This is a genomic window from Fundidesulfovibrio sp. (assembly GCF_058402725.1).
Map to the genome: position 1 here is coordinate 1 of NZ_JBZVFJ010000069.1, position 20,001 is coordinate 20,001.

At 66.4% G+C, this 20,001-nt stretch carries 19 protein-coding genes, 1 tRNA gene and 1 pseudogene; 2 read left to right on the forward strand and 19 right to left on the reverse strand.

Translation table 11 applies throughout. The annotated features are described in order from the left end of the window. From ACV4UX_RS10455 to ACV4UX_RS10500, 10 genes are all read right to left on the reverse strand, one after another. On the reverse strand, positions 1–720 hold a 720-nt coding region (locus ACV4UX_RS10455; RefSeq protein ID WP_491593232.1), incomplete at its 3' end, for a M48 family metallopeptidase. A gap of 10 nt (positions 721–730) precedes the next feature. Then, positions 731–913 (reverse strand): hypothetical protein, encoded by a 183-nt coding sequence (locus ACV4UX_RS10460; RefSeq protein ID WP_491593233.1) that lies wholly within the window; start codon positions 911–913, stop codon positions 731–733. Positions 914–950: 37 nt separating this feature from the next. After that, positions 951–1,679 (reverse strand): leucyl/phenylalanyl-tRNA--protein transferase, encoded by a 729-nt coding sequence (gene aat, locus ACV4UX_RS10465; RefSeq protein WP_491593234.1) that lies wholly within the window; start codon positions 1,677–1,679, stop codon positions 951–953. A 42-nt stretch (positions 1,680–1,721) separates the two neighbouring features. Then, a complete protein-coding gene (locus ACV4UX_RS10470; protein ID WP_491593235.1) occupies positions 1,722–2,492 on the reverse strand; it encodes an OmpA/MotB family protein in 771 nt (256 codons plus the stop codon). Positions 2,493–2,678: 186 nt separating this feature from the next. Continuing rightward, positions 2,679–3,920, reverse strand: coding sequence for a tyrosine recombinase XerC (locus tag ACV4UX_RS10475; RefSeq protein ID WP_491593236.1), 1,242 nt, complete (start codon positions 3,918–3,920; stop codon positions 2,679–2,681). Between the two features lie 40 nt (positions 3,921–3,960). Continuing rightward, a complete protein-coding gene (locus tag ACV4UX_RS10480) occupies positions 3,961–4,920 on the reverse strand; it encodes a GGDEF domain-containing protein (RefSeq protein WP_491593237.1) in 960 nt (319 codons plus the stop codon). Between the two features lie 2 nt (positions 4,921–4,922). Further along, positions 4,923–5,762 (reverse strand): HDOD domain-containing protein, encoded by an 840-nt coding sequence (locus tag ACV4UX_RS10485; protein ID WP_491593238.1) that lies wholly within the window; start codon positions 5,760–5,762, stop codon positions 4,923–4,925. A gap of 11 nt (positions 5,763–5,773) precedes the next feature. Beyond that, a complete protein-coding gene (locus tag ACV4UX_RS10490) occupies positions 5,774–6,100 on the reverse strand; it encodes a hypothetical protein (protein ID WP_491593239.1) in 327 nt (108 codons plus the stop codon). Between the two features lie 24 nt (positions 6,101–6,124). Further along, positions 6,125–7,561 (reverse strand): DNA-processing protein DprA, encoded by a 1,437-nt coding sequence (gene dprA / locus ACV4UX_RS10495; RefSeq protein ID WP_491593240.1) that lies wholly within the window; start codon positions 7,559–7,561, stop codon positions 6,125–6,127. 4 nt (positions 7,562–7,565) lie between these two features. Next, a complete protein-coding gene (locus ACV4UX_RS10500) occupies positions 7,566–8,564 on the reverse strand; it encodes a tetratricopeptide repeat protein (protein ID WP_491593241.1) in 999 nt (332 codons plus the stop codon). A gap of 166 nt (positions 8,565–8,730) precedes the next feature. Between ACV4UX_RS10500 and ACV4UX_RS10505 the strand changes: the two genes are divergently transcribed. After that, a complete protein-coding gene (locus ACV4UX_RS10505) occupies positions 8,731–9,657 on the forward strand; it encodes a hypothetical protein (protein WP_491593242.1) in 927 nt (308 codons plus the stop codon). Between the two features lie 136 nt (positions 9,658–9,793). On the opposite strand, the gene ACV4UX_RS10510 is transcribed toward ACV4UX_RS10505, so the two are convergent. From ACV4UX_RS10510 to ACV4UX_RS10540, 7 genes are all read right to left on the reverse strand, one after another. Then, positions 9,794–12,733, reverse strand: a complete 2,940-nt coding sequence (locus ACV4UX_RS10510; protein ID WP_491593243.1) for a chemotaxis protein CheA — start codon at positions 12,731–12,733, stop codon at positions 9,794–9,796. A 134-nt stretch (positions 12,734–12,867) separates the two neighbouring features. Continuing rightward, the gene (locus tag ACV4UX_RS10515; protein ID WP_173086606.1) at positions 12,868–13,236 is read right to left on the reverse strand and encodes a response regulator; all 369 of its coding nucleotides are present in this window, start codon (positions 13,234–13,236) and stop codon (positions 12,868–12,870) included. A 9-nt stretch (positions 13,237–13,245) separates the two neighbouring features. Then, entirely contained in the window at positions 13,246–13,917 is a 672-nt protein-coding gene (locus ACV4UX_RS10520; RefSeq protein WP_491593244.1) for a chemotaxis protein CheW, read from the reverse strand. Next, positions 13,914–14,684, reverse strand: a complete 771-nt coding sequence (locus ACV4UX_RS10525) for a ParA family protein (protein WP_491593245.1) — start codon at positions 14,682–14,684, stop codon at positions 13,914–13,916. Before ACV4UX_RS10525 ends, ACV4UX_RS10520 begins: the two co-directional genes overlap by 4 nt. 71 nt (positions 14,685–14,755) lie before the next feature. Beyond that, a complete protein-coding gene (locus ACV4UX_RS10530) occupies positions 14,756–15,634 on the reverse strand; it encodes a CheR family methyltransferase (protein WP_491593246.1) in 879 nt (292 codons plus the stop codon). Further along, positions 15,635–17,563 carry a HEAT repeat domain-containing protein gene (locus tag ACV4UX_RS10535; RefSeq protein ID WP_491593247.1) on the reverse strand — a complete coding sequence of 643 codons (1,929 nt, stop codon included), beginning with the start codon at positions 17,561–17,563 and terminating at the stop codon, positions 15,635–15,637. It lies immediately after the preceding gene. Between the two features lie 37 nt (positions 17,564–17,600). Beyond that, complete coding sequence (locus ACV4UX_RS10540) at positions 17,601–18,692, reverse strand: protein-glutamate methylesterase/protein-glutamine glutaminase (protein ID WP_491593248.1); 1,092 nt, start codon at positions 18,690–18,692, stop codon at positions 17,601–17,603. Between the two features lie 177 nt (positions 18,693–18,869). Here ACV4UX_RS10540 and ACV4UX_RS10545 point away from each other — a divergent pair. Then, positions 18,870–18,947: transfer RNA gene (locus ACV4UX_RS10545), tRNA-Pro, on the forward strand. 64 nt (positions 18,948–19,011) lie between these two features. Here the strand turns inward: ACV4UX_RS10545 and ACV4UX_RS10550 are convergent. Both ACV4UX_RS10550 and ACV4UX_RS10555 read right to left on the reverse strand, forming a co-directional pair. Then, entirely contained in the window at positions 19,012–19,737 is a 726-nt protein-coding gene (locus ACV4UX_RS10550) for a TylF/MycF/NovP-related O-methyltransferase (protein WP_491593249.1), read from the reverse strand. Between the two features lie 37 nt (positions 19,738–19,774). Then, a pseudogene (locus tag ACV4UX_RS10555) lies at positions 19,775–20,001 on the reverse strand (hypothetical protein); the annotation flags it as partial.

The following is a 20,001-nucleotide window of genomic DNA, read 5'->3' on the forward strand; positions in this document are numbered from 1 at the left end:
GTCGGTGGGGTGGGTGGAAAGGAAGGCGAACACCCGCGAGGCCTGGGGGTTCTTCTTCATGTTCTCCCAGAAGGCCAGGGCGGCGTTCATGTCGTAGCCGGCCTGCCGCATGAGCCGAAGCCCGATGGCGTCGGCCTCCAACTCCTGCTTGCGGCTGTAAGGGAGCATCATGCCCAGGCTGGCCCCGTTGCCCCAGACCTTGCTGGCCAGCTGGCCCAGGCGCGGGTCCTCTTCGCTCAGGAACATGTCCAGGAGCATGGCCCCGAACTGGGTGGCCATCTCCAGGGTTGCGCGTTCCGCGCCGTGGCGCGCTAGGGCGTGGGCCACCTCATGGGCCATCACTGTGGCCAGTTGGTCCTCGTTCTGCACGTACTTGAACAGGCCCGTGTAGACGAAGATGGCCCCGCCGGGCAGGCAGAAGGCGTTGGGCACGGTGTCGTTTTCCAGCACGTAGAAGGCCCAGTCCAGGTCCGGCCGGCCGCTCACGGCGGCGATGCGCTTGCCCGCGCGGGTCACGGCGTCGGAGAGTTTGGGGTTGCGGCTCTGGCGCTCTGTCTGGAGGATGTCGCGCGCGGCGCGCGCCCCCATGGCCCGCTCCTGGCTCTCGGGGATGACGATGAGCTGCCTGCGCTCCGTGTAGGGCGCGGAGTCGCAGCCCGCCAGGGGCGAGAGGACCGCCAGGGACAAAAACAGAATTGGTATCAGCCAGGGAAGTCGCACGACAGACTCCTCAGAGCGAGGCCTTGCGCTGGAAACGCAGGCGCAGGGCGTCGCCCACCTTCTCCTCGGCCAGGGTCCACTGCCCGAACGTGGCCGCCAGCTCCCGGAAGACGGGCGCCTGCGACGGATTGGCCCACACGTCCACCACGCTGGCCTGGACAAACCGGAGGTGCCACCCGACCTCCGCGCCCACCCCTCAACACTTGCCGCGAACGTCCAGGACGATCTGTTCAGCTTGCACGGGCTCTCTCCTTGACGGCCCGGGGATCGCTCCACCAGGCCGGGGTTGACCATTTGCCGGGCTCCGCGCGCACGGCTGCCGCGCGCCGGACCAGGGCCGTGAAATCGCGCCGGGGGATCTCCACTGCACCGAAGCGCATCACATGGGGCGTGGCCTGCTGGCAGTCCATGAACAGGAAGCCCAGGTCCGCCAGATGCCAGACCAGATGCGCGAAGGCCACCTTGGAGGCGTGGGAGCACGCGTGGAACATGGACTCCCCGAAAAAGGCGCGCCCCACGGCCACGCCGTATATCCCGCCCATGAGGCGTCCGTCCAGACGGCATTCCACGCAGTGGGCGTGCCCGGCGTGGTGCAGGCGCACATAGGCGCGGATCATGTCCGCAGTGAGCCACGTCCCGGCCTGGCCGGGGCGTTCGGCCACGGCGCAGGCGCTGATCACTGCCTGGAAGTCGCGGTCGGCCTCCACCCGGAAGGGGTGCGTGGCCAGATATCGGCGGAAGCGGCGGTCCAGGCGCAGCCTGCGCGGCAGGAGCACGGGCCGGGGATCGGGCGACCACCAGAGGATGGGGTGCTCGTCGTTGTACCAGGGAAAGATGCCCTCGGAGTAGGCCTTGAGCAGGCGCGGGACGCAAAGGTCCCCGCCCACGGCCAGGAGCCCGTCCGGGCCGGCCGATTCGGGGTCGGGAAAGGCGATTTCGGGCGTGAGCAGGGTGATCACGGCCTGTGGTGCGCGAGGCGCGGGGGCATGGGGGACGCCGACCTAATAGATGTTCGCCATGTCTTCGGAATGGTAGAAAAATTCCACACGGCGGTTGATGCCCCGGTTCTGGTCGGAGGTGTTGGGGGCGATGGGCATGCTGTCGGCGTAAGCCGCTGCTTTGACGCGCGTGGCCGTGATGCCCCCCTTCTCGATGATGTAGCGCACGCAGGTTGCCGCGCGCAGGGCCGAGAGCTCGAACTTGGAGACGTTGCTGTTCTTTCCGGCCTCGATGTCGTCGGTGTGGCCGCGCACCACGAGGTTGACCTTGATCTTCTTCAGAGTGCCCACCACGTCGTCCAGGAGTTTCAGGGCCTCGGGCTTGAGGGCGGGCGAGCCGGGCTGGAACATCACGGAGGAGTTCACGTGCAGGAGCACGCCGACCTTCTGGGAGCTCACGCCCGAGTTCTTCTGGAGGTTGGGGTTGTTGTCCATGAGCTGTTTGATCATCAGGGCCACTTCGTACTTGAACTGCTCCTCCTGGGAGAGCTTGAACTGCGGCGTGCCCTGCTGGGCGTCCTTGGCGATGTAGGTGGGCATCACCACGGTTTCCTCGGGCTTTTCGCGCTTGGGCAGTTCCTGGTCCTGGAAGAAGGCCGAGAGCTGCACCTTCTGCTGGGGCTTGAGCGCCATGGTGAGCCACAAGAGCAGGAACAGGGCCATCATGGCCGTGACGAAGTCCGCGTAGGCAACCTTCCAGCTGCCGCCGTGGTGTCCGCCGTGGCCGCCCTCTTCCTTCTTGACGATGATCGGCGCGGGTTTGTTCTTGGACATGACCGAAGCCTCGCGGGCGCCGGGAAAGCGCCCCCTCTCGCCGCCTGCCGGCCTTTTGCACGTTGGGGATAACGGATGGACTCAGCCTGGAAAGCTTGCGCAGAATGACCCTATTGGGAAAAAATGGCAAGAATTGGTTGAGGCGTCCACTCGGGCCGCACCCGCCCCCCGGGCCGCCGGACCGCCCTACCCCTCCTCCTGTCCGCGTCTGCCCGCCCTGCCGGGCTTGTCGGCTTTGCCCGCCTCGACAGGCTTGGCGAGCTTGCCCGCCTTGACGGCCTTGACGCCCTTGACGGGCTTGCCGGCCTCAGCTGGATTGCCAATCCTGTCTGCCCCGACAGCCTTGACGGTCTCGCCACTCTTGCCAGCCTTTCCCGTCTTGCGGCCCTTGCTGCCTTTGGCTTCCTGACCGGCGTTGAAGGTCTCGCCAGTCATGCCCGCTCCGACAGCCTGACCGGCCTTGCCCGCTTCGCCCACCGCGCCCGCCTCTCCGGTCCCGGACCTGGGATGGGCCTTGTCGTAGGCGCGGGTGATCTGGTCCAGGTTCAGGTGGGTGTAGCGCTGGGTGGTGGAGAGCCGCGAGTGGCCCAGGAGTTCCTGCACGGCGCGCATGTCCGCCCCGGACTGGAGCATGTGGCTGGCGAAGCTGTGGCGCAGGGCGTGGGGGTTCACGCTCACGGGCAGCCCGGCCTGGAGGCTCAGGCCCTCCAGGATGCGGTTGGCCTGCCTGCGCTGCAAGGGCTTGCCTTTGAGCCCGAGGAAAAGCGCCTGCTCCGCCGGTGCTGGCGAGAAGGCGTGTCGCAGGGCCAGGTAGGTCGCAAGGGCCTGGCGGCAGGTGTCGGAAAGAGGGGCCAGGCGTTCCTTGGAGCCCTTGCCGGTCACCCGGGCAAGCCCTCCGTTCGCGTCCACGTCGTTCAGCTTGAGGCCCAGGGCCTCGGAGACGCGCAGCCCCGAACCGTAGAGCAACTCGGCCAGGGCCTTGTCCCGGGCCTGCACGGGGTCGCCGCCCTGCTGGGCGGAGTCCAGCAGGGCGAAGGCCTGGTCCACGTTGAGGCTCTTGGGGTTGGTGCGGGGCTGTTTGGGGTTGGACAGGCCATCCAGGGGGCTTTTGGCCAGTGCGCCCCGACGGATGAGGTGCTTGAAGAAACCCCGCAGGCAGGAGAGTCTGCGCCCCATGCTGGAGCGGGCCTGCCGCAGCCGGTGCTGCTCGGCCAGGAAGCCCTGCATCTCGCGCCGCCCGATGGCTTTGGGCGCGGCCGTGCTCAGGCCGCGTCCTGCCAGGAAACGCTCGAAGGCCTCCAGGTCGTCGCGGTAGGCATCCAGGGTGGCGTGGGCGTAGCCTTTCTCCACGGCCAGCCAGGCCAGGAATCCCTGGGCATTTTCGGACAGGACCGGTGGATCGTCAGGCCTGGCGCTTGTCGGGCACATGCGGGCCCCCCGGGCGTTTTCGAGCTGCTGCGGCGTCCCGTCAGGCTTGGCGCTTGTCGAGCACATAGTTGCTCTTGGGATTTTCCTTGGCCTTCTTCTTGAGGGTCATGGCGATCTGGGAGGCCTCGCCGTAGTGCTTGAGGCGGCCCCCGATGTTGAAGACCACGGCGATGGAGATGGCCATGAGCGGGAAGGTGCGCATGTTGCCCTCGCGGTCCGTGGACTGGATGTAGCCCTTGGCGCGGTCGTCCTCGTCGTAGAAATGCGGGACGATGGAGTCGAAGTTCTCCACGATGCGCTGGCAGGCCAGCTCCACCTTGTCGGGGGGCAGGATGAACACGAAGTCGTCGCCGCCCACGTGGCCCACGAAGGAGCGCACGCCCGTGAAGCCCCGGATGGTGTTGACGATGATGCGCGCGCTCATCATGAGCACCTCGTCGCCGCGCGAGAAGCCGTACTTGTCGTTGAAGCTCTTGAAGTAGTCCAGGTCGGCGTAGGCCAGGGCGAAGTCCTCCTGGCGGTCGATCATCTCCTGGATGCGCTGGATGATGGAGGTGTTGCCGGGGAGCTTGGAGAGGGGGTTGGCGTCGAAGGCGCGCGAGGCCCGGGCGATGGTCAGGTAGACGCGGGCCTTGAGCCGGGCCGGGGTGGAGGGCCAGACGATGAGGTCGTCCACCTCGGCGGAGCACCAGTCCGCGCCGGTGAGCAGGCTCTCCTCGCGGATCACCAGGATCACGGGGAGCTGGCGGTAGACGTTCTCGCTCTTGACGAGGTTCACCAGGTCCAGGCCCGGCATGTCGGGGAGATCGTGGTCCACGATGAGCAGGTCGGGCAGCTCGTTGAAGAGCACCTCGATGGCCCCCCTGCCCCGCTCGAAGCAGGTGAGGCGCAACTGGCCGTCATCCCAGAGTTCTGTCAGGATGTTCTTGAGGTCCTGATCCGCCGAGAGCAGATAGACGTTCTGGGGGCGGGGGAGGCGGCAGGCGTCCTGGGCGCTCATGCTCAGACGAAGGAGAGGTCGGCGATTTCCAGGAACTGTTCGGCCAGCAGGTCCAGGATCTTTTCCAGGTCCGCGGGCTTGAGCTTGAGCTTCTTGAGCACGTCGGGCTCCAGGTAGAGAACGCTGTCGTCCCCGCCGGAGCCGTATTCGAAGAGGCGCACCATGAAGTCGCCCAGGTGCACGCAACAGGCGACGTCGGGGTAGAGCCGCGCCAGTTGGGGCTTGTGGTGGTAGCTGATGCCCTCCTTGATGGCCGGGGGCAGCTTCCAGTGGTCGGCGATCCAGGCGTTGACGCGGTCATGCCCGAAGCCCAACACGGCCTTCTCGGCGTCGATGTAGGTCATGTCCTGGGCCTTGACCATTGCCTCGATGCTCGTCTTCATCTCTGGCAGCTGCACGGCGCAGACCACCTTGCCCAGGTCGTGCAGAAGCCCGGCCACGGACACGTCCTCCACGTCCTTGAGGCCCACATGGCGGGCCACCGTGGCGCTGGCCAGGGCGCAGCCCACCGAGTGCTCCCACAGGCCCACCATGTTCTGGAGCATGATGTCCATCACCGACGTGGACACGATCACCCCGCGCAGCACGTTGAACCCCAGGAGCACCAGGGCGTGGTGGATGGAGCTGATACGCCCGGGGAAGCCGTAGATGGGCGAGTTGACCATCTTGAGCACCTTGGCCGAGAGCACCTGGTCCATGGCGATGAGCTTGGCGATCTGTTCGGTGGAGGAATCCGGGTCCCGGACCAGCCGCGAGACCTCGTCCAGAACCTTGGGCAGGGTGGGCAGATCCTTGACCGCGAGGATCTGGTTCTTGCGTTCGAGCTTGAGGTCTTCGGCCATGGACTCCCCCGCTAACCGGCCTTGGAGGCGATTTTCAGCTTGAAGTAGTGGGTGACGAGGGACTTCACCTGGTTCATCCAGGGGTCCTGCGCGTGGTGGCGGAAGAGGTGGTCCAGTCGTTTGAGGCGTTCGTCGTAGTTGGTGCCGGAGGCCACGCCGTCTGTCTGCACGGGCTCGCCCTCCACCACCACGTGCTCCACGCCCATCATGTCGAACTTGTCCAGCAGGGAGTCGGTGAGCTCCGCGCCCTGGGGGGCCACCACCATGCCGTCGGACCGGGCAACGGGTTTGGCCAGCACGTAGCCCGCCTTGGCGAGGTTCAGGGGGATCTTCTGCATGCCCGTTGTCGCTCCTTTCCTGGATCAGGCCGTGAGATAGTACCCGCCGGGCAGCCTGCGCACAACCCCTTTCAGCTCCAGAACCACCAGGGTGCGGCTTAAATCCTTCGCGTCCCTGCCGAAGATGCGGCAGAGGGCGTCGATGTGCGTGGCCCCCACTGCGGCCAGATGCCCGGCAAGGTTCGCCTCCAGGCCTCCGTCGGCACCGGCGTCCAGGACCGGGTCGTGCGCGGGCGGGGCTGCCTGCTGACTCGACGCTCCCGCATCCTGGCGCGCGGCGCGTCGGCCCGCCACAGCGCGCCCGGTCCGCAGAGCGGCGTGCCGCTCCGCCGTGCCGCAGTTTCCCTGCGAGGCGTCGCCTGGGCCGGACGCGCCGAGGACGGAAGGCGCGGCGTCTCGCGGGCCGACAGCGCCCCTCGCCACGGGGCCGAAGGGTTCCGCCTCTTTGCGCCCCCCGCCACGGCCCTTGCGGACGGGCGGCGCGGGCGCGGCCTGGGGAAGGAGGCTCCCCCGGTCTGCCGCGCAGCGGGGGCGCGGCGGTCTGGCCGGGACGCCCTTTTCCGTCAGATAGGCCTCCAACTGAGGTTTGAGCTCCTCCAGGATGTCCTGGGCGCAGTGCACGAGCCTGGCCCCGCGGTTGATGATCTCGTGGCAGCCCCGGTAGCTGGGCAGCGACACCGGACCAGGCACGGCGAAGACATCCCTGCCCTGCTCCATGGCCAGGCGCGCCGTGATGAGCGACCCGGAGCGCGTGCTGGCCTCCACCACCAGCACCCCGAGAGAGAGCCCGCTGATGATGCGGTTGCGCAGGGGGAAATTGCCCGCCAGGGGTTTGGTTCCGGGCGGAAACTCCGAGAGGATGAGCCCCCGTTCGGCCAGGGCCTGCCACACGTCGCGGTTGGCCGAGGGATAGATGAGGTCCGGCCCGGTGCCCATCACGGCAACGGAGCCGCCCGGTCCTTCCAGGCCGCCCAGGTGGGCTTCCCTGTCGATGCCCTGGGCCAGGCCCGAGATCACCGTGACGCCCTGCCCGGACAATTCCCGGGCGATCCGCCGGGCCAGGTCCACGCCGTAGCGGGAGCAGTCTCGTGAGCCCACCACGGCCACGGCCGGGGCGTCCAGCAGTTCCACGTTGCCCGACCAGTAGAGGAACAGGGGCGGATCGGGGATTTCGCGCAGACGCCGGGGATAGCGCGGATCGGCCCAGCCAAGGGCCTGAAGCGTCTTGCCCTCGGCCGCGCGCAATTCCTTCTCGGCGTCCTCCCTCCAGGAATCCAGGGCGAAGGCCTGGCACTGCTGGGCCGTGGCGAGCCCGGCGTCGCACCAGGCCCGGGCCTGGTCCACGGCCCGGGCGGCGCAACCGAAATGCTCCAGGATGCGCCGGGCCGTGCGTGGCCCGAGCCCCGGAGAATGCCGCAGGCACAGGCTGGCCCAGAATTCCTGGCGCTCCTTGTCGGTCACGTCGCTACTGGCCCAGCTGCTTGAGCTTCTGCCTGGCCTTTCCGGCCACGTCCGAGTTGGGGTGCTCGTCCACGATGAGTTTGAGGTTGAAGGCGGCGTTGGCCTTGTCGCCCAGCCGCTCATAGGCTTCCGCAGTGCGGTAGACGGCCTCAACGGCCTTGGGGTCGCCGGGGAAGCGCGCGGTGACGTCCTTGAAGGAGAGAATGGCCTGATTGTAGCTCTTGTCGCCCATGTAGCTCTCGCCGATCCAGAAGAGCACCTCGGGATTCTTGGCGGAACCGGGGAACTTGGCCTGGAATTCGTTGAAACGCTTGCGGGCCTCGTCGTTGCGGTTGGCGGACACGGCGCGCAGGGCCTCGGTGTAGAGGCGCTGCTCCTCCACGCCCACCTTGGGGCCGGGGGCCGGGGCGGCAGGGGCCGGGGCGGCAGCCGGAGCAGGCGGCGTGGGAACAGCAGGAGCGGGCGGCGTGGGCACTGCGGGCGGCGTGGGCTGGGCCTGCGCCGCCGGGGCCGGAAGCGGAGCTGGAGCGGGTGCGGCCACTGGCTGAGGTTCGCCGGTTTTGGAGCGCTTGCCGCGTGGCGCCTCGGCCGGGGCGGGCTGGCGGGGCGGCTCGTGGACGGCGGGAGCGGGCGAAGGAGACGGCAAAGGAGCGGGCATGGACGCGGCTGCAGGAGCCGGGCCTGCCAGGGAGGCATAAGGAATCACCTGCCCCGCCACGATGCGCAGCCCCCCCGAGGCCGGAGCCTGGGCGTGCCGGGGCTGTCCGACGTCCTTGACCGCCTTCTTGCCGGGAGCCTTGCCCGCCGTCAGGGCGTCCAGACGCGCGGCGATCTCGCGCAGCTTGAATTCCATGTCGGCGTCGCGAGCCCGTTGCTGCTCCTGGAACCTGGCGAAGCCGGATTCCAGGTTGTTCAGGCGCGCGGCGTCCTGGGAGGGCTGCTTCTGGGCGCAGCCGCCTGCAACAAGGCCCATGGCCAGAACGATCAAGCCGAATAGACGCACCTGTGCCTCCGATTTTTCTCATGCGATAATCGAGTGTTGCCGTGATGGCAAGGGCCGGGCCGAAAATGGCTCCGCGACGCGCGCTAGCGCGTTGCATCCCAGGCCCTTTTGGTGCAGAAAAGCCCCGCCCACTTCGGTCCAACGATCAGAAGGAGTCCGTCCCAGCGTGAACGAGCATCTTCTCCATGCGGCCGTCACGGCCCTCGCGTGTCTGCCCCTTGCCCTGGCCCTGGCGGCTTCCGGGCTGCCCCTGGCCAGCGCCGTCCTGCTCTTCAACCCGCCCAAGCGGGTCAAGGTCTTCAGGGACAAGTTCGGCCAGCAGGCGGCCACCTGCGCCCTCCTCGTCGGACTGCTCGCCCTGTCGGGCCTGACCGGGGGGGCGTTTGCGCTCCACAGGCTCTTCCCGGCGGCGGCGTCCTTCTGGCTGGGCTGGCCCCTGCCTCTTGGCCCGCTGGCGGGCGGCGCGGCGCTGTGCGCCGTGCTGGCGGCGGTGTACCGCGCCACGTGGCAGACCATGAAGGACCAGCGCGCCCTGCACGCCGGCATCGGCACGGCGGCCAGCCTTGCGGCCTTCGGCCTGGGCTACCTTTTTCTCTCCTTCTTCCGCCACTTCGCCGTGTCGCCCCTGGAGGCCTCGGCCGATCCGGCGCTTTTCCTGCCGCCCACGGCCTCCACGGCCTGGATCATCCTGCCCGGCATGCTGGCCATGGCCTTCTGCCTGGCCGGGGCCGCAGGCTCGCTCTACCTGATCCACCGGCGCGACAAGGACGACTTCGGACGCGACTACTACGTCTACTCCCTGAAGATGGCCTGCAAATGGGCGCTCTTCGCCGCGCTGGCAGCCCTGGCGGCCCAGGGCGGACTTTTCGCGTCCCTGTGGCCTGCCGTGCGCGACCTGCCTCTGCGCCCGGTCTTTTTCTGGGGCGAGGCGGGCGGCGCGCTGGCGCTGCTCATGGCCTGCCTGCTCTGGGGCATGGTGACGCGCAGCCAGAACCCCATGCGCCTGAAGCTGCACTGCGTGGCCGGAGCGATCCTGGCCTGGCTGGGCCTCGCCGGCCAGATGGCGGCCTGCGCGCGCTTCTTCCTGGGCTGAAGACGCCCGGCGCTCCAGCTTTCGCTGCCCCACAGCAAGGCCGGGGCGCCCCCCAAGCCCCGTGCGGACCTCGCTCCGACGCAAAACGGCGGCCCCTCGCGGGGCCGCCGTTCGCTTTTCACGGACTCCCCGCGCCTCAGCGCTGGGAGGTGGACATCAGGTAGATCTCGTGGGGGTCCAGTATGAGCACCACGGAGCCGTCGCCCATGATGGTGGCCCCGGAGAGCCCGCGCATGTCGAACTCCGAGAGGTAGCTGCCCAGGGGTTTGATCACCACCTCCTGGCGTTCCAGGAGCTTGTCGACGATCACGCCCAGGCGGCGGTCGTTGTCCTGGAGGATGACCATGGAGACGATCTCCTTGCCCGCGTCCTCGGCCGGGGGCAGCTCCAGGACCTCGCGCAGTTCGATGATGCCCAGCACCTCGCCGCGCAGGGTGACGGCCTTGCGCTTGTTGACCTCGGTCATGCGCTTGACCTCGATCTTGGTGGTCTCGGACACGGCGTCCAGGGGGATGGCGTAGGTCTGGTCGCCCACCATGACCATCAGGGCGTCGATGATGGCCAGGGTGAGCGGCAGGGCCATGGTGAACTTGGTGCCCTTGCCCACCTCGCTGGTCACGTTGACGGTGCCCTTGAGGTTCTTGATGTTGGTGCGCACCACGTCCATGCCCACGCCGCGTCCGGAGATGTCGGTGATGGTCTCGGCCGAGGAGAAGCCGGGCATGAAGATGATCTCCAGGGCGTCGCGGTCGTCGATGTTCTTGGCCTCCTCGGGGGTCATGATGCCCTTGCGGATGGCCACCTCGCGCATCTTGGCCGGGTCGATGCCCTTGCCGTCGTCCTCCACCTCGATGGCCACGGAATTGCCCCGGTGGTAGGCGCGCAGCCATACGCGGCCCACGGCGGACTTGCCCGCCGCCAGACGCACGTCTTCGGTCTCCAGGCCGTGGTCCACGCTGTTGCGGATCAGGTGCACCAGCGGGTCGCCGATGACCTCCACCACGGACTTGTCCAGTTCGGTCTCCTCGCCCTCGGTGATGAGCTCCACCTCCTTGCCGGACTTGCGCGAGAGATCGCGCACCAGGCGCGGGAAGCGCGAGAACACCGACGACACGGGCACCATGCGCACCTTCATGATGGTGTCCTGGAGGTCGTCGGAGAGCCGGGCCATGGCGTAGGTGGTCTCGGTGAGCTGCTGGGCGATGGCCTGCACGTCGAGCTTGCCTTCTTCCAGCGAGCGGGCCAGCAGGGCGTAGCGGTTGCGGTTGATGATCAGCTCGCCGATGAGGTTCATGAGGTGGTCGAGCTTTTCGTGGTCCACGCGGATGGTGGATGACGCCTTGGCTCCGCTCTGGGCCTGGGCGGCGGCTGGGGGCGCGGCGTCTGCCTTGGGCGCGGGAGCCGGGGGGGCTGGCTTCGGAGCGGGCTTGGGCGCGGGCGCGGCGGCCGGCTTGGGTGCTGGCGCAGGTTTGGGCGCAGGAACAGGCTTGGGTTCCGGCCTGGCTTCAGGCTTGGGTTCAGGCTTGGGTGCTGGCGCAGGCGCAGGAGCAGGCTTGGGTTCCGGATCGGGCTTTGGCAGCGGCGCAGGCGCGGACGACGGTTCCGGAGCGGACTCCGGCTCGGCGTCAGAAGCCGCACTCCCGCCAGGGGCGATACCCATCCCCTCCATGACCTTGTGGAGCATGTCTTCAAGGATGGAGCACTCCTGGCGCAGGATGTCGAGCATCAACTCGAAGTCGAGCCCGGACTTGCGGGCCTGGTCCACCATGCCGGCAGTGCGTTCGGCATAGGTCTTGATGTCGCCCAGGCCCATGTATCCGGAGGAGTTGCGCAGGCTGTCCAGGGATCGGTACAGCCCGTCCACGTATTCCTTGTTGGTTCCGTCCTTGGCCAGTTCGCTCAGCGCCAGATGGATGTTGGCCAGCTGCTGGTCCACGGTTTCGCGGAAGATTTCCTTGTCTTCGTCGTCGATGTCTGGCGAGGCGGCCGCTGGCTGCGGCGCGGGGCCGGGCTTCGCCGCAGGGGCCTTTGCGGGTTCAGGCTCGGGCTGGGGCGCCGGTTCGGGCGCCGGTTCGGGAGCGTCGTCGATCACGGCCTGTTCGCCGAAGTCCACGTCGCCAGTGGCCACGGCCTGCTGGAGTTTTTCCACCAGGAAGCCGATGTCCAGGGGGATGGCCTGGTTGTGCTTGGGATCGATGCGCGAAACCAGCGTCTCCATCATGTCGACGGTGCCCAGGAGCAGGTCGATCATGCGGGAGGTGGCGGACATTTCGCCCTTGCGCACCTTGTTGAGCAGGGTTTCGGCCTCGTGAGTGAGGGAGTTGATCTCCTTGTGCCCGATGATGCCGGAGTTGCCCTTGAGGTTGTGGAAATAGCGGAAGGTGTCGTTGACCAGTTCCCCGCCCGCGCCAGGATCCTTTTCCAGTTCCAGCAGCGAGGCGTTGAGGTTCTCGATGATCTCCTGGGCCTCTTCCAGGAAATCGGTGAGGTGTCCCTCCCCGATGGCCTGAAGGGCATACGGGGGGCCTGTTTCCGTCACCTCAGGCATGATGAACCCGCGGCTTTCGCCCCCAGACGGCGTATCGGGCCTGCCCATGGGTTCCTCCTGGGATGCTGTTTCGGGGGACTCTTCCTCCGCGATCTGCTCGCCAACAGGAGCCGTTACGACCGGGGACTCGTCCTCGCCGGCAAGGATGGCCTCGATGCGGGCGATGATGGGCGCGGTGTCCAGTTCGCCCTCGTAGCCCTGGGCTTCGAGGCTGTCGATCATGGTGCGCAGGGCGTCGGTCGCGGCCAGGATCACGTCCATGATGTTGGCCGTGACGGCGATGTTGCCCTTGCGCAACTCGTCCAGGATGTTTTCCGCCTTGTGGGCCAGACCGTTGATCTGGTTGAGCCCCAGAAAGCCCGACGCGCCCTTGAGCGAGTGCATGGGCCGGAAAATTTCGTTGAGAAGGCCCAGGTTGGCCGGGTTCTTTTCCAGTTCCAGGAGGTTGGGCTCGATGGTCTCGAGGTGTTCCTTCGCTTCGACGATGAAATCGGCGAAGAGTTCCGGATCCATGAAATCCTGGTTCATGCATGACCTCGCAAGGACGTCCCCTCCCGGTTGGCGCCTCGGCCGGGACACAGTCCCAGCCTGCTGTTTCGCGGCGCGCGAAGACCAGCGGTTGATGAGTCGAAAGGCATGGCGACGTGTCCCTGTCCGTGCCCTTAGCCGAGGAGCATCTTGACGTTCTTGAGCATTTTCTCCGGCTGGGCCGGCTTGACCATGTACATGTTCGCGCCGATGGAGAGACCGGCCTGGATGTCCTTCTCCTGGCCTTCGGTGGAGAGAACCACGATGGGTATGTCGCGGTAGGCCTCCTGCTCGCGAACGCTCTTGATGAACGTGAAGCCGTCCATGCGCGGCATGTTGATGTCTGAGATGATCAGATCGATGCGGTCGGCCGAATAGAGCCGCTCCAGCCCGTCGAGGCCGTCCTCGGCAGTGACCACCTTGAAGCCTTCCTTCTTCATGATGAAGGCTACAAGGTTGCGCACCGTTTTCGAATCATCCACGATGAGGATCGTCTTGGACATTGTCGGCTCCTAGCTCTTGAGCACTTTCTGGAACAAACGGCTGATGGACAGGATCTGGATCAGCCGGTCGCCGGACTTGTAGAGCCCGGCCATGAGCCCTGCGCTGACCCCAAGCTGGGACTCGATGCCCCATTCGATGTCCGCGCGGGGGGCGCGGTACATGGTGTCGATGGCCCGCACGAGCAGGCCGATCTGCATGCCGTGCAGGCGGCATACGATAAGAAAGTTGTCGGGCTGGCCGCGCTCTTCGCGAAGCCCCAGCAGACAGGCCAGGTCCACCAGGGGGGTGACCTTCCCGCGCAGGTTGGTGACGCCTGCCAAGTGGGGAGGCGCGGCCGGAAGCCTCGTGGCGGGCACGGCCCGCAGCACCTCCTGCACCAGCATGATGGGCACCGCGAACACCTCGGCCTGCACGTGGAAGCTCACAAGGCGCAACTCTTCCTCGGCCATCAGGCGCGATTCGAGGTCGTCCCCTTCGGGGACATCCTGGCGGTCCGGCGGCGGGGCCATCACCTGCTCGGCCTGCACCGGAGAAGCCAGCGCCCTGCCCTGGGAGGAGTTCTCCCAGCCCATGCCCACGTATTTTTCCAGGAATTCCCTCTCGAACCCGTTGAGGTCCTTGGGGCCTTCCTGGTCGGGCAGGGCCACGCTCTGGGCGAAGTAGTCTTCCAGTGTCTTCACGGCGTCACGATTTCCTTGGCCAGGGCCATGTATTCCCGCGCCCCTCGCGAATCCGGGGCGATGTCGTAGATCACGCCTCCCGAGGCGCTGGCCTCGCGGAACTGGGTGTCCATGTCGATGACGGTCTCGAACAGCTTCGGGCCGAGCTTGCCGCGCAGCAGGTGCAGCACCCTGCGGCAGGCGCCGGCGCGCCGGTCGAACATGGTGGCCAGGGCGCGCCAGGCCACAGGCCGGGGCAACACCTTGTTGAGCAGCCGGATGGAGTCGAAGATGAGCCTCAGCCCGTGCAGGGCCAGAAAATCCGTCTGGATCGGGATGATCAGAAGATTCGAGGCCACCATCGCGTTCACCAGCAACACTCCCATGTTCGGCGGGCAGTCCAGGATGACGAAATCGTAGTCACTGGCGGCCTCGCCCAAAAGTTTCTTCAACAAAAGCCCTTTGTTCTCGCGGCCTTTCAGGTCGATGTCCAACTCCGAGAGGCGCACGTTGCTGGCCACCATGTCCATGCGGCCTTCCGCTCCCCGGATGAGCGCCCTGCCCCACAGCCCCTCGTCGAAGCCCTCGGACAGGAGCAGGTCGTAGGCGGACACTGGCACGTTCTCCGGGAAGTGACCCAGATGGACCGAGGCGCACCCGTGGGGGTCGAGGTCCATGACGAGGGTTCTCCGGCCCATACGGGTCAGCGCGGCCCCCAGCGTGAGCGCGGTGGTGGTCTTGCCCACCCCGCCTTTCTGATTGGCCACCGCCAGTACGGAACAACCCACTTCGTCTCCGGTGCACGAGGCCGACATGCGCCGCCTCTCTCGAGTTATTGTCGGACAACCTCCGGATTACTTTATCCTTCCTTGAGATAGACGATCGCCCCCGGATAATGCTTGGGCTTGAACGCCCGCGAGATATTGTGCAACGACTCTGAATGTCCGATCAGCAGATAACCGCCTGGCAGCAGATTGTCGTAGAACGAACTGATGACGTTCTTTTTCATATCGTCATCAAAATAAATGATTACATTGCGGCAAAAGACGATCTGGGAGCGATCCACCCTTTTGAGCATGGTCTTGTCGCTCAGGTTGATCTGTCCGAACGTCACTAGGCGCTTCACTTCGGGCTTGATGGTGAATTTGCCGTCCTCGGCAATGAAGTACCGGGCCACGATCTCTTTGGGCGTGGTGCGCAGGGTGTAGTCGTTGTAGACGCCGCGCCTGGCCGAGGCCAGCACGCCCTCGGAGAGGTCGTTGGCCGTGATGCGTATGTCCCAACTGGCGATTTCCGACTTGAGCACCTCGTGCAGGATGATCGCCAGGGTGTAGGGTTCCTCTCCGGTGGAGCACCCGGCCGACCAGATGCGCAGCTTGCGCTGGCCCGACTTGCGCTGGCGGTCCAGCACCTCGGAGAGGACGTTGTTCTGGAACACGGCAAGCTGCGGCGGGTTGCGGTAGAAACTCGTTTCGTTGGTGGTCACCACTTCGAACAGGCGGTTGAGTTCCTGGCGCTTGCCCGGATCGTACTGCAAGAAATGGTAGTATTCCGCGAAGCTCTTGAGGTTGAGCTCCTTCAGGCGGTTGGCCAGCCTGTTCTCCAGGAGGTATTTCCTGTTGTCGGCGATGTAGATGCCGGACTGCTGGTAAATGTAATCCCTGAGCTGCACGAACTCCGAGTCCGCGATCTTGAGCTCCTTGCGCAGGGAGATGGTTTTGGAGAAAAGTGAGGACATTTAACGATCCTCTCCCTGCTCGTCCTGGATTTTCGAGATGGCGTTCTCGGCCGCTTCCGACAGTTCCTGATCCTGCGAGCCAACAACATCCAAGAGAGCCCGGAAGGCCGATTTTCCACCGATCTCGCCCAGGGTCTCGATGACCTTGAGCGCCAGGAGTTTGTTGGGGCTTTCCAACAGTTCCACCAGCCGGGGGACCGCCTCTTCGGCGCAGCGAATGCCCAGGGCTTCCATGGCCCGGATGCGCACCCAGTCGTCCGGGTCGTCCAGGGCCTGCACGAGGTACTCGTTGCCTTCCTTGAGCGAGCAGTTGCCGATCTGCTCCACCACGGCCAGACGCACCTCGCGCGATTCATCCATTAGCCGCGACACCAGGAGGTTCAGGCCGTCGGATTCCGGTCCGCAGAGCTGGGCCACGGCTTCCAGGGCCACCTTGCGGATGTCGGGCACCTCGTCTTCCAGGGCGGCGCGGAGTGCCTCGACGTTCTTCTCCAGATCGATGCGCCCGAGGGCGTAGACCGCCATGAGCCGATCCAGTGGATCGGAGGAACCGGCCATCACCAGGAAGCGTTCGTTCATTTCCTCGCTGCCCAGGGCCACGCAGGCCTCCAGGGCTGCTTCCTTCACGTCGTCGTAGGGGTGGCCCAGCAGGGAGAAGATGCGCTCTGCGGCATTGGCCACGCGCATCTTCTGGCCCAGGAAGGCGATGGCCCCCTTGAGCACCGTTCCGTCGGCGTGTCGGTCCAGAACGTCCAGGAAGAAATCCACGGCCTCGGCCCCGGCGACCTTGAGCAGGGCTCCGGCGATGGCGCGCTGCACGTCGCGGTCGCGCTTCCAGAATGTGTCCATGAAGAGTCTGGAAACCTGCTCGCCGCCGATGCGCGAGAGGGCCTCCACGGCCACGAGGGTTTCGGGGGGCGCCCCGGACGCCAGAGACTCTTCCAGCGCCCGGCTGAGCCCCATGGTGGTCAGGGAATCCACGCACAGTTCGATGCGTTCCTGAGCCCGATCCGGGTCCAGTGATCCCGCCAGCGCCAGCACGGCCCGGGCGGGCTTCTCGCCGCCCACGAAAGCCAGCCCGTGCACGGCGGCGTCCTGGATTTCCTCGTCCTCGTCCAGGAGGGCCGCCACCAGGTATTCCCGGAACTTTTCCCGTTCGTGCTCGGAGAGCAGCGTGAGCGACTTGCCGCCCAGGATGTTCACCACGGCCTTGCAGATCTTGTTGCGCAGGGCCGCAGGCGAGTCGTCCAGGCGTTTGATGAGCATGGTCACGGCCTTGATGTTGCCGATCTCGCCCAGGGCGTCCACGATCATGGAGGCCACAAGATCCGTGGACTTGCCCAGCGCGCCCACCAGGGCGCTCACGGAGGATTCGTCGCGGATCTTGGCCAGGGATTCGATGACGGCGAACTGCACCCATTCGTCGTCGGCAAGGGCCTTGTTCAGGCACTTGGCTGCTTCGGGCTTTCCCAGCACGCCCAGGCTCACGGCGGCCTGGTAGCGCACGTTGACCTCGGGGTCCTTGAGCAGGGCGTCGCACAGGGGGGACACGGCCTGCACGGTGTTGGTGGAGCCCATGATGTCCGAGGCGAAGATGCGCATGTCCGGGTCGTTGTCGTGCAGGAGCGCCACGAGGGTGGGGAAGTCCTGGTCGCCCACCTCGCGCATGACGTCCATGGCGATGTTGCGAGCGGGGGGATCGTCGGAGCGCAGGAGAGGGGCGATGGCCTGCACCACGGCGGGGCCGCCGATCAGGCGCAGGGCGCGGTCCGCGGCTTCCTGCACCCCGAGATTCTGGCTTTGCACCAGCGTGACGAGCAGCGGCACGGCCTCGAGGATCTTGCCGTCGCCCGCCGCGAACGCGGCTTCGCGCTCCAGTTCGACATCGCCGGATCGGAGCTGGCTCAACAGTTCGTCATGCTCGCCCATAGTGTCCCCGGCGCCGCGAAGGTGGCGGCGCGTTGGTCTATTTGTACAGGTTGCTCATGATGGCGTGCGCCATCTCGTCGATGTCCACGATCTCGTCGGCCAGGCCGGCGTCCACGATGGCCTTGGGCATGCCGTAGACCACGCAGGTGGAATCGGACTGGGCCAGGGCGCGCCCGCCCTTCTGTTTGAGGACTTTCACGCCCTCCAGGCCGTCGGACCCCATGCCCGTGAGGATCACGCCCAGGGCGCGCTTGCCCACGGCCTCGGCGGCCGAGGCCACCAGCACGTTGGCCGAGGGCTTGTACAGGGCTTCGGCGGGTTCGCCCGTGATCTCGATCTCCACGCGGCTCACCTTCTGGTGGAGTTTCAGGTGTTTTCCCCCCGGGGCGATGAACACCTGCCCCGGGGCGAGCCTGTCTCCGGTTTCGGCCTCCTTGACGCTCACCTGGCAGATGCCGTCCAGGCGTTTGGCGAAGGGGCCTGTGAAGGCCGCCGGCATGTGCTGGGCGATGATGATGGCCGCCGGGAAATCCTTGGGCAGGGCCGAGAGCACGTTCTGCACGGCAGGTGGGCCGCCCGTGGAGACGCCGATGGCCACCACGTCGCGCAACACCGAACCCGAGGGCCTCGTCACGTCCCTGCGGGGCTCTGCTGCCGATGCGGAAGGGGCAGGGGCGCAGGGGACGCCTCCGGCCGGGGGGCAGGGCCTGCGCAGGGACATGGGCGGACGCAGCTTGCGCCGCGCCACCTGCTTGACCTTGGCCTGCAGGTCCTCTTCGATCTTCACGATGTCCAGGGACACCTTGGAAAGCTGCTTGGGGATGAAGTCCACCGCGCCCAGTTCCATGGCCTTGAGCGTGGCCTCGGCGCCCTCCACCGTGAGGGAGCTGACCATGAGCACGGGCTTGGGCATTTCCATCATGATGTGGCGCAGGGCCGTGAGCCCGTCCATGCGCGGCATTTCGATGTCGAGGGTGATGACGTCGGGATTGTGCTTGCGGATGACCTCCAGGCCCTCCTGGCCGTCGCGGGCCGTAGCGACGACCCGGATCTCCGGGTCCTTTTCGAGCATGGAGGCCAGGGCCTTTCGCATGAAGGCCGAATCGTCGACCACGACAACGCTGATCACGATCACATCCTTTGCTTGTTGCGTGACGGCCGACTCGCGGCCGGAATGAGCGATCCCTGAGCAGGGTGACTACACGGCATGTCACGTCATTTGTACTAGATAGTGAGCCACGTTGACAACATGAAATCGTGCTTGCCAAACCTGCCGCTCTCGTTTAGATAGCCCTCCTCGCCGCAACGGGATGTAGCTCAGCTTGGCTAGAGCGCTGCGTTCGGGACGCAGAGGCCGGAGGTTCGAATCCTCTCATCCCGACCAAGAACCACGGGCACTTGGACGAATGTCCAAGTGCCCTTTTTCCTTTCGGCGCCCCTGCCTGGGTTCAGATCTTTCGGAACCAGACCATGGACAGCGCACCGGACTCCAGCCGTTCCGGCCTCCCGGCCAGGAACTCGTCCACGGCGCGCTGCACGCCCATGGACGAGGCGCAGCCGTAGTCGTCCACGATCACCACGCCCCCTGGCGACAGGAGATCGTAAAAGGTCTCCAGGGCCTGCATGGTTCCCGAGTACTGGTCCGGGTCCACGATAACCAGCGAGGTGCGGCATCCCTCCCGGGCCAGTTCCGGAAGCACGTCCGAAAAATAGCCCTTGATGAAGCGCACGCGTTCCTCCAGGTGGAGCACCCGGGCCATCTGCTGCGTGTAGTGGTAGGAGGACCCGTCCCGGAACATGCCCGCGTGGAACCGCGCGACTCCGGAATCGTCGGCGTCCTGCTCCACGGGTTCGGGCAGACCCTCGAACGAATCCACGCCGACGATGACGCGCCCGGAGGAGATGGCCTTGAGCATTCGCGCCACGAGGAAGGTGCCCCCGCCCTGAAACACCCCGAGTTCCACGATGTTTCCAGGCACGGACTCCGTGCGCAGAACCATGTCCAGCACGAAGCGCGCCTTGGCCGGCTCCCACAGGGTTTTGGGAGCGCAGGCGTCCACGAGGGGCGAGGCCGCCAGGAAGCGCAGCAGGGCGGCAGTGTAGGCGCTTTTGTCGTTGCGGCGGCTCGCCAGATACAGGCGGGAAAGCGCTTCGCGCTCCTCTTCGTCGATCATGACGAGCCCCCTGCGGGCTCTTGCGTCCGGACGGGATTCATCGAGGCTCCGGTTCTTCGGGAATGTCGCAGGCCACCACGCGGCAGGGGTCCTCGATCACCTGGATGAGTACGCAGTCCTCTCGGAAGGCGCAGTGGTACTGGCCGCAGGTGTCCCAGCAGCCGCATCCGTAGCAGGCGTCGAAGCCCTCCGCCCGCTGGATGGCGCGGACGGCCTCGGCCTTGTCCAGCCCTTCCACGTTGGCCCCGGCCGTCCAGGCCCGGG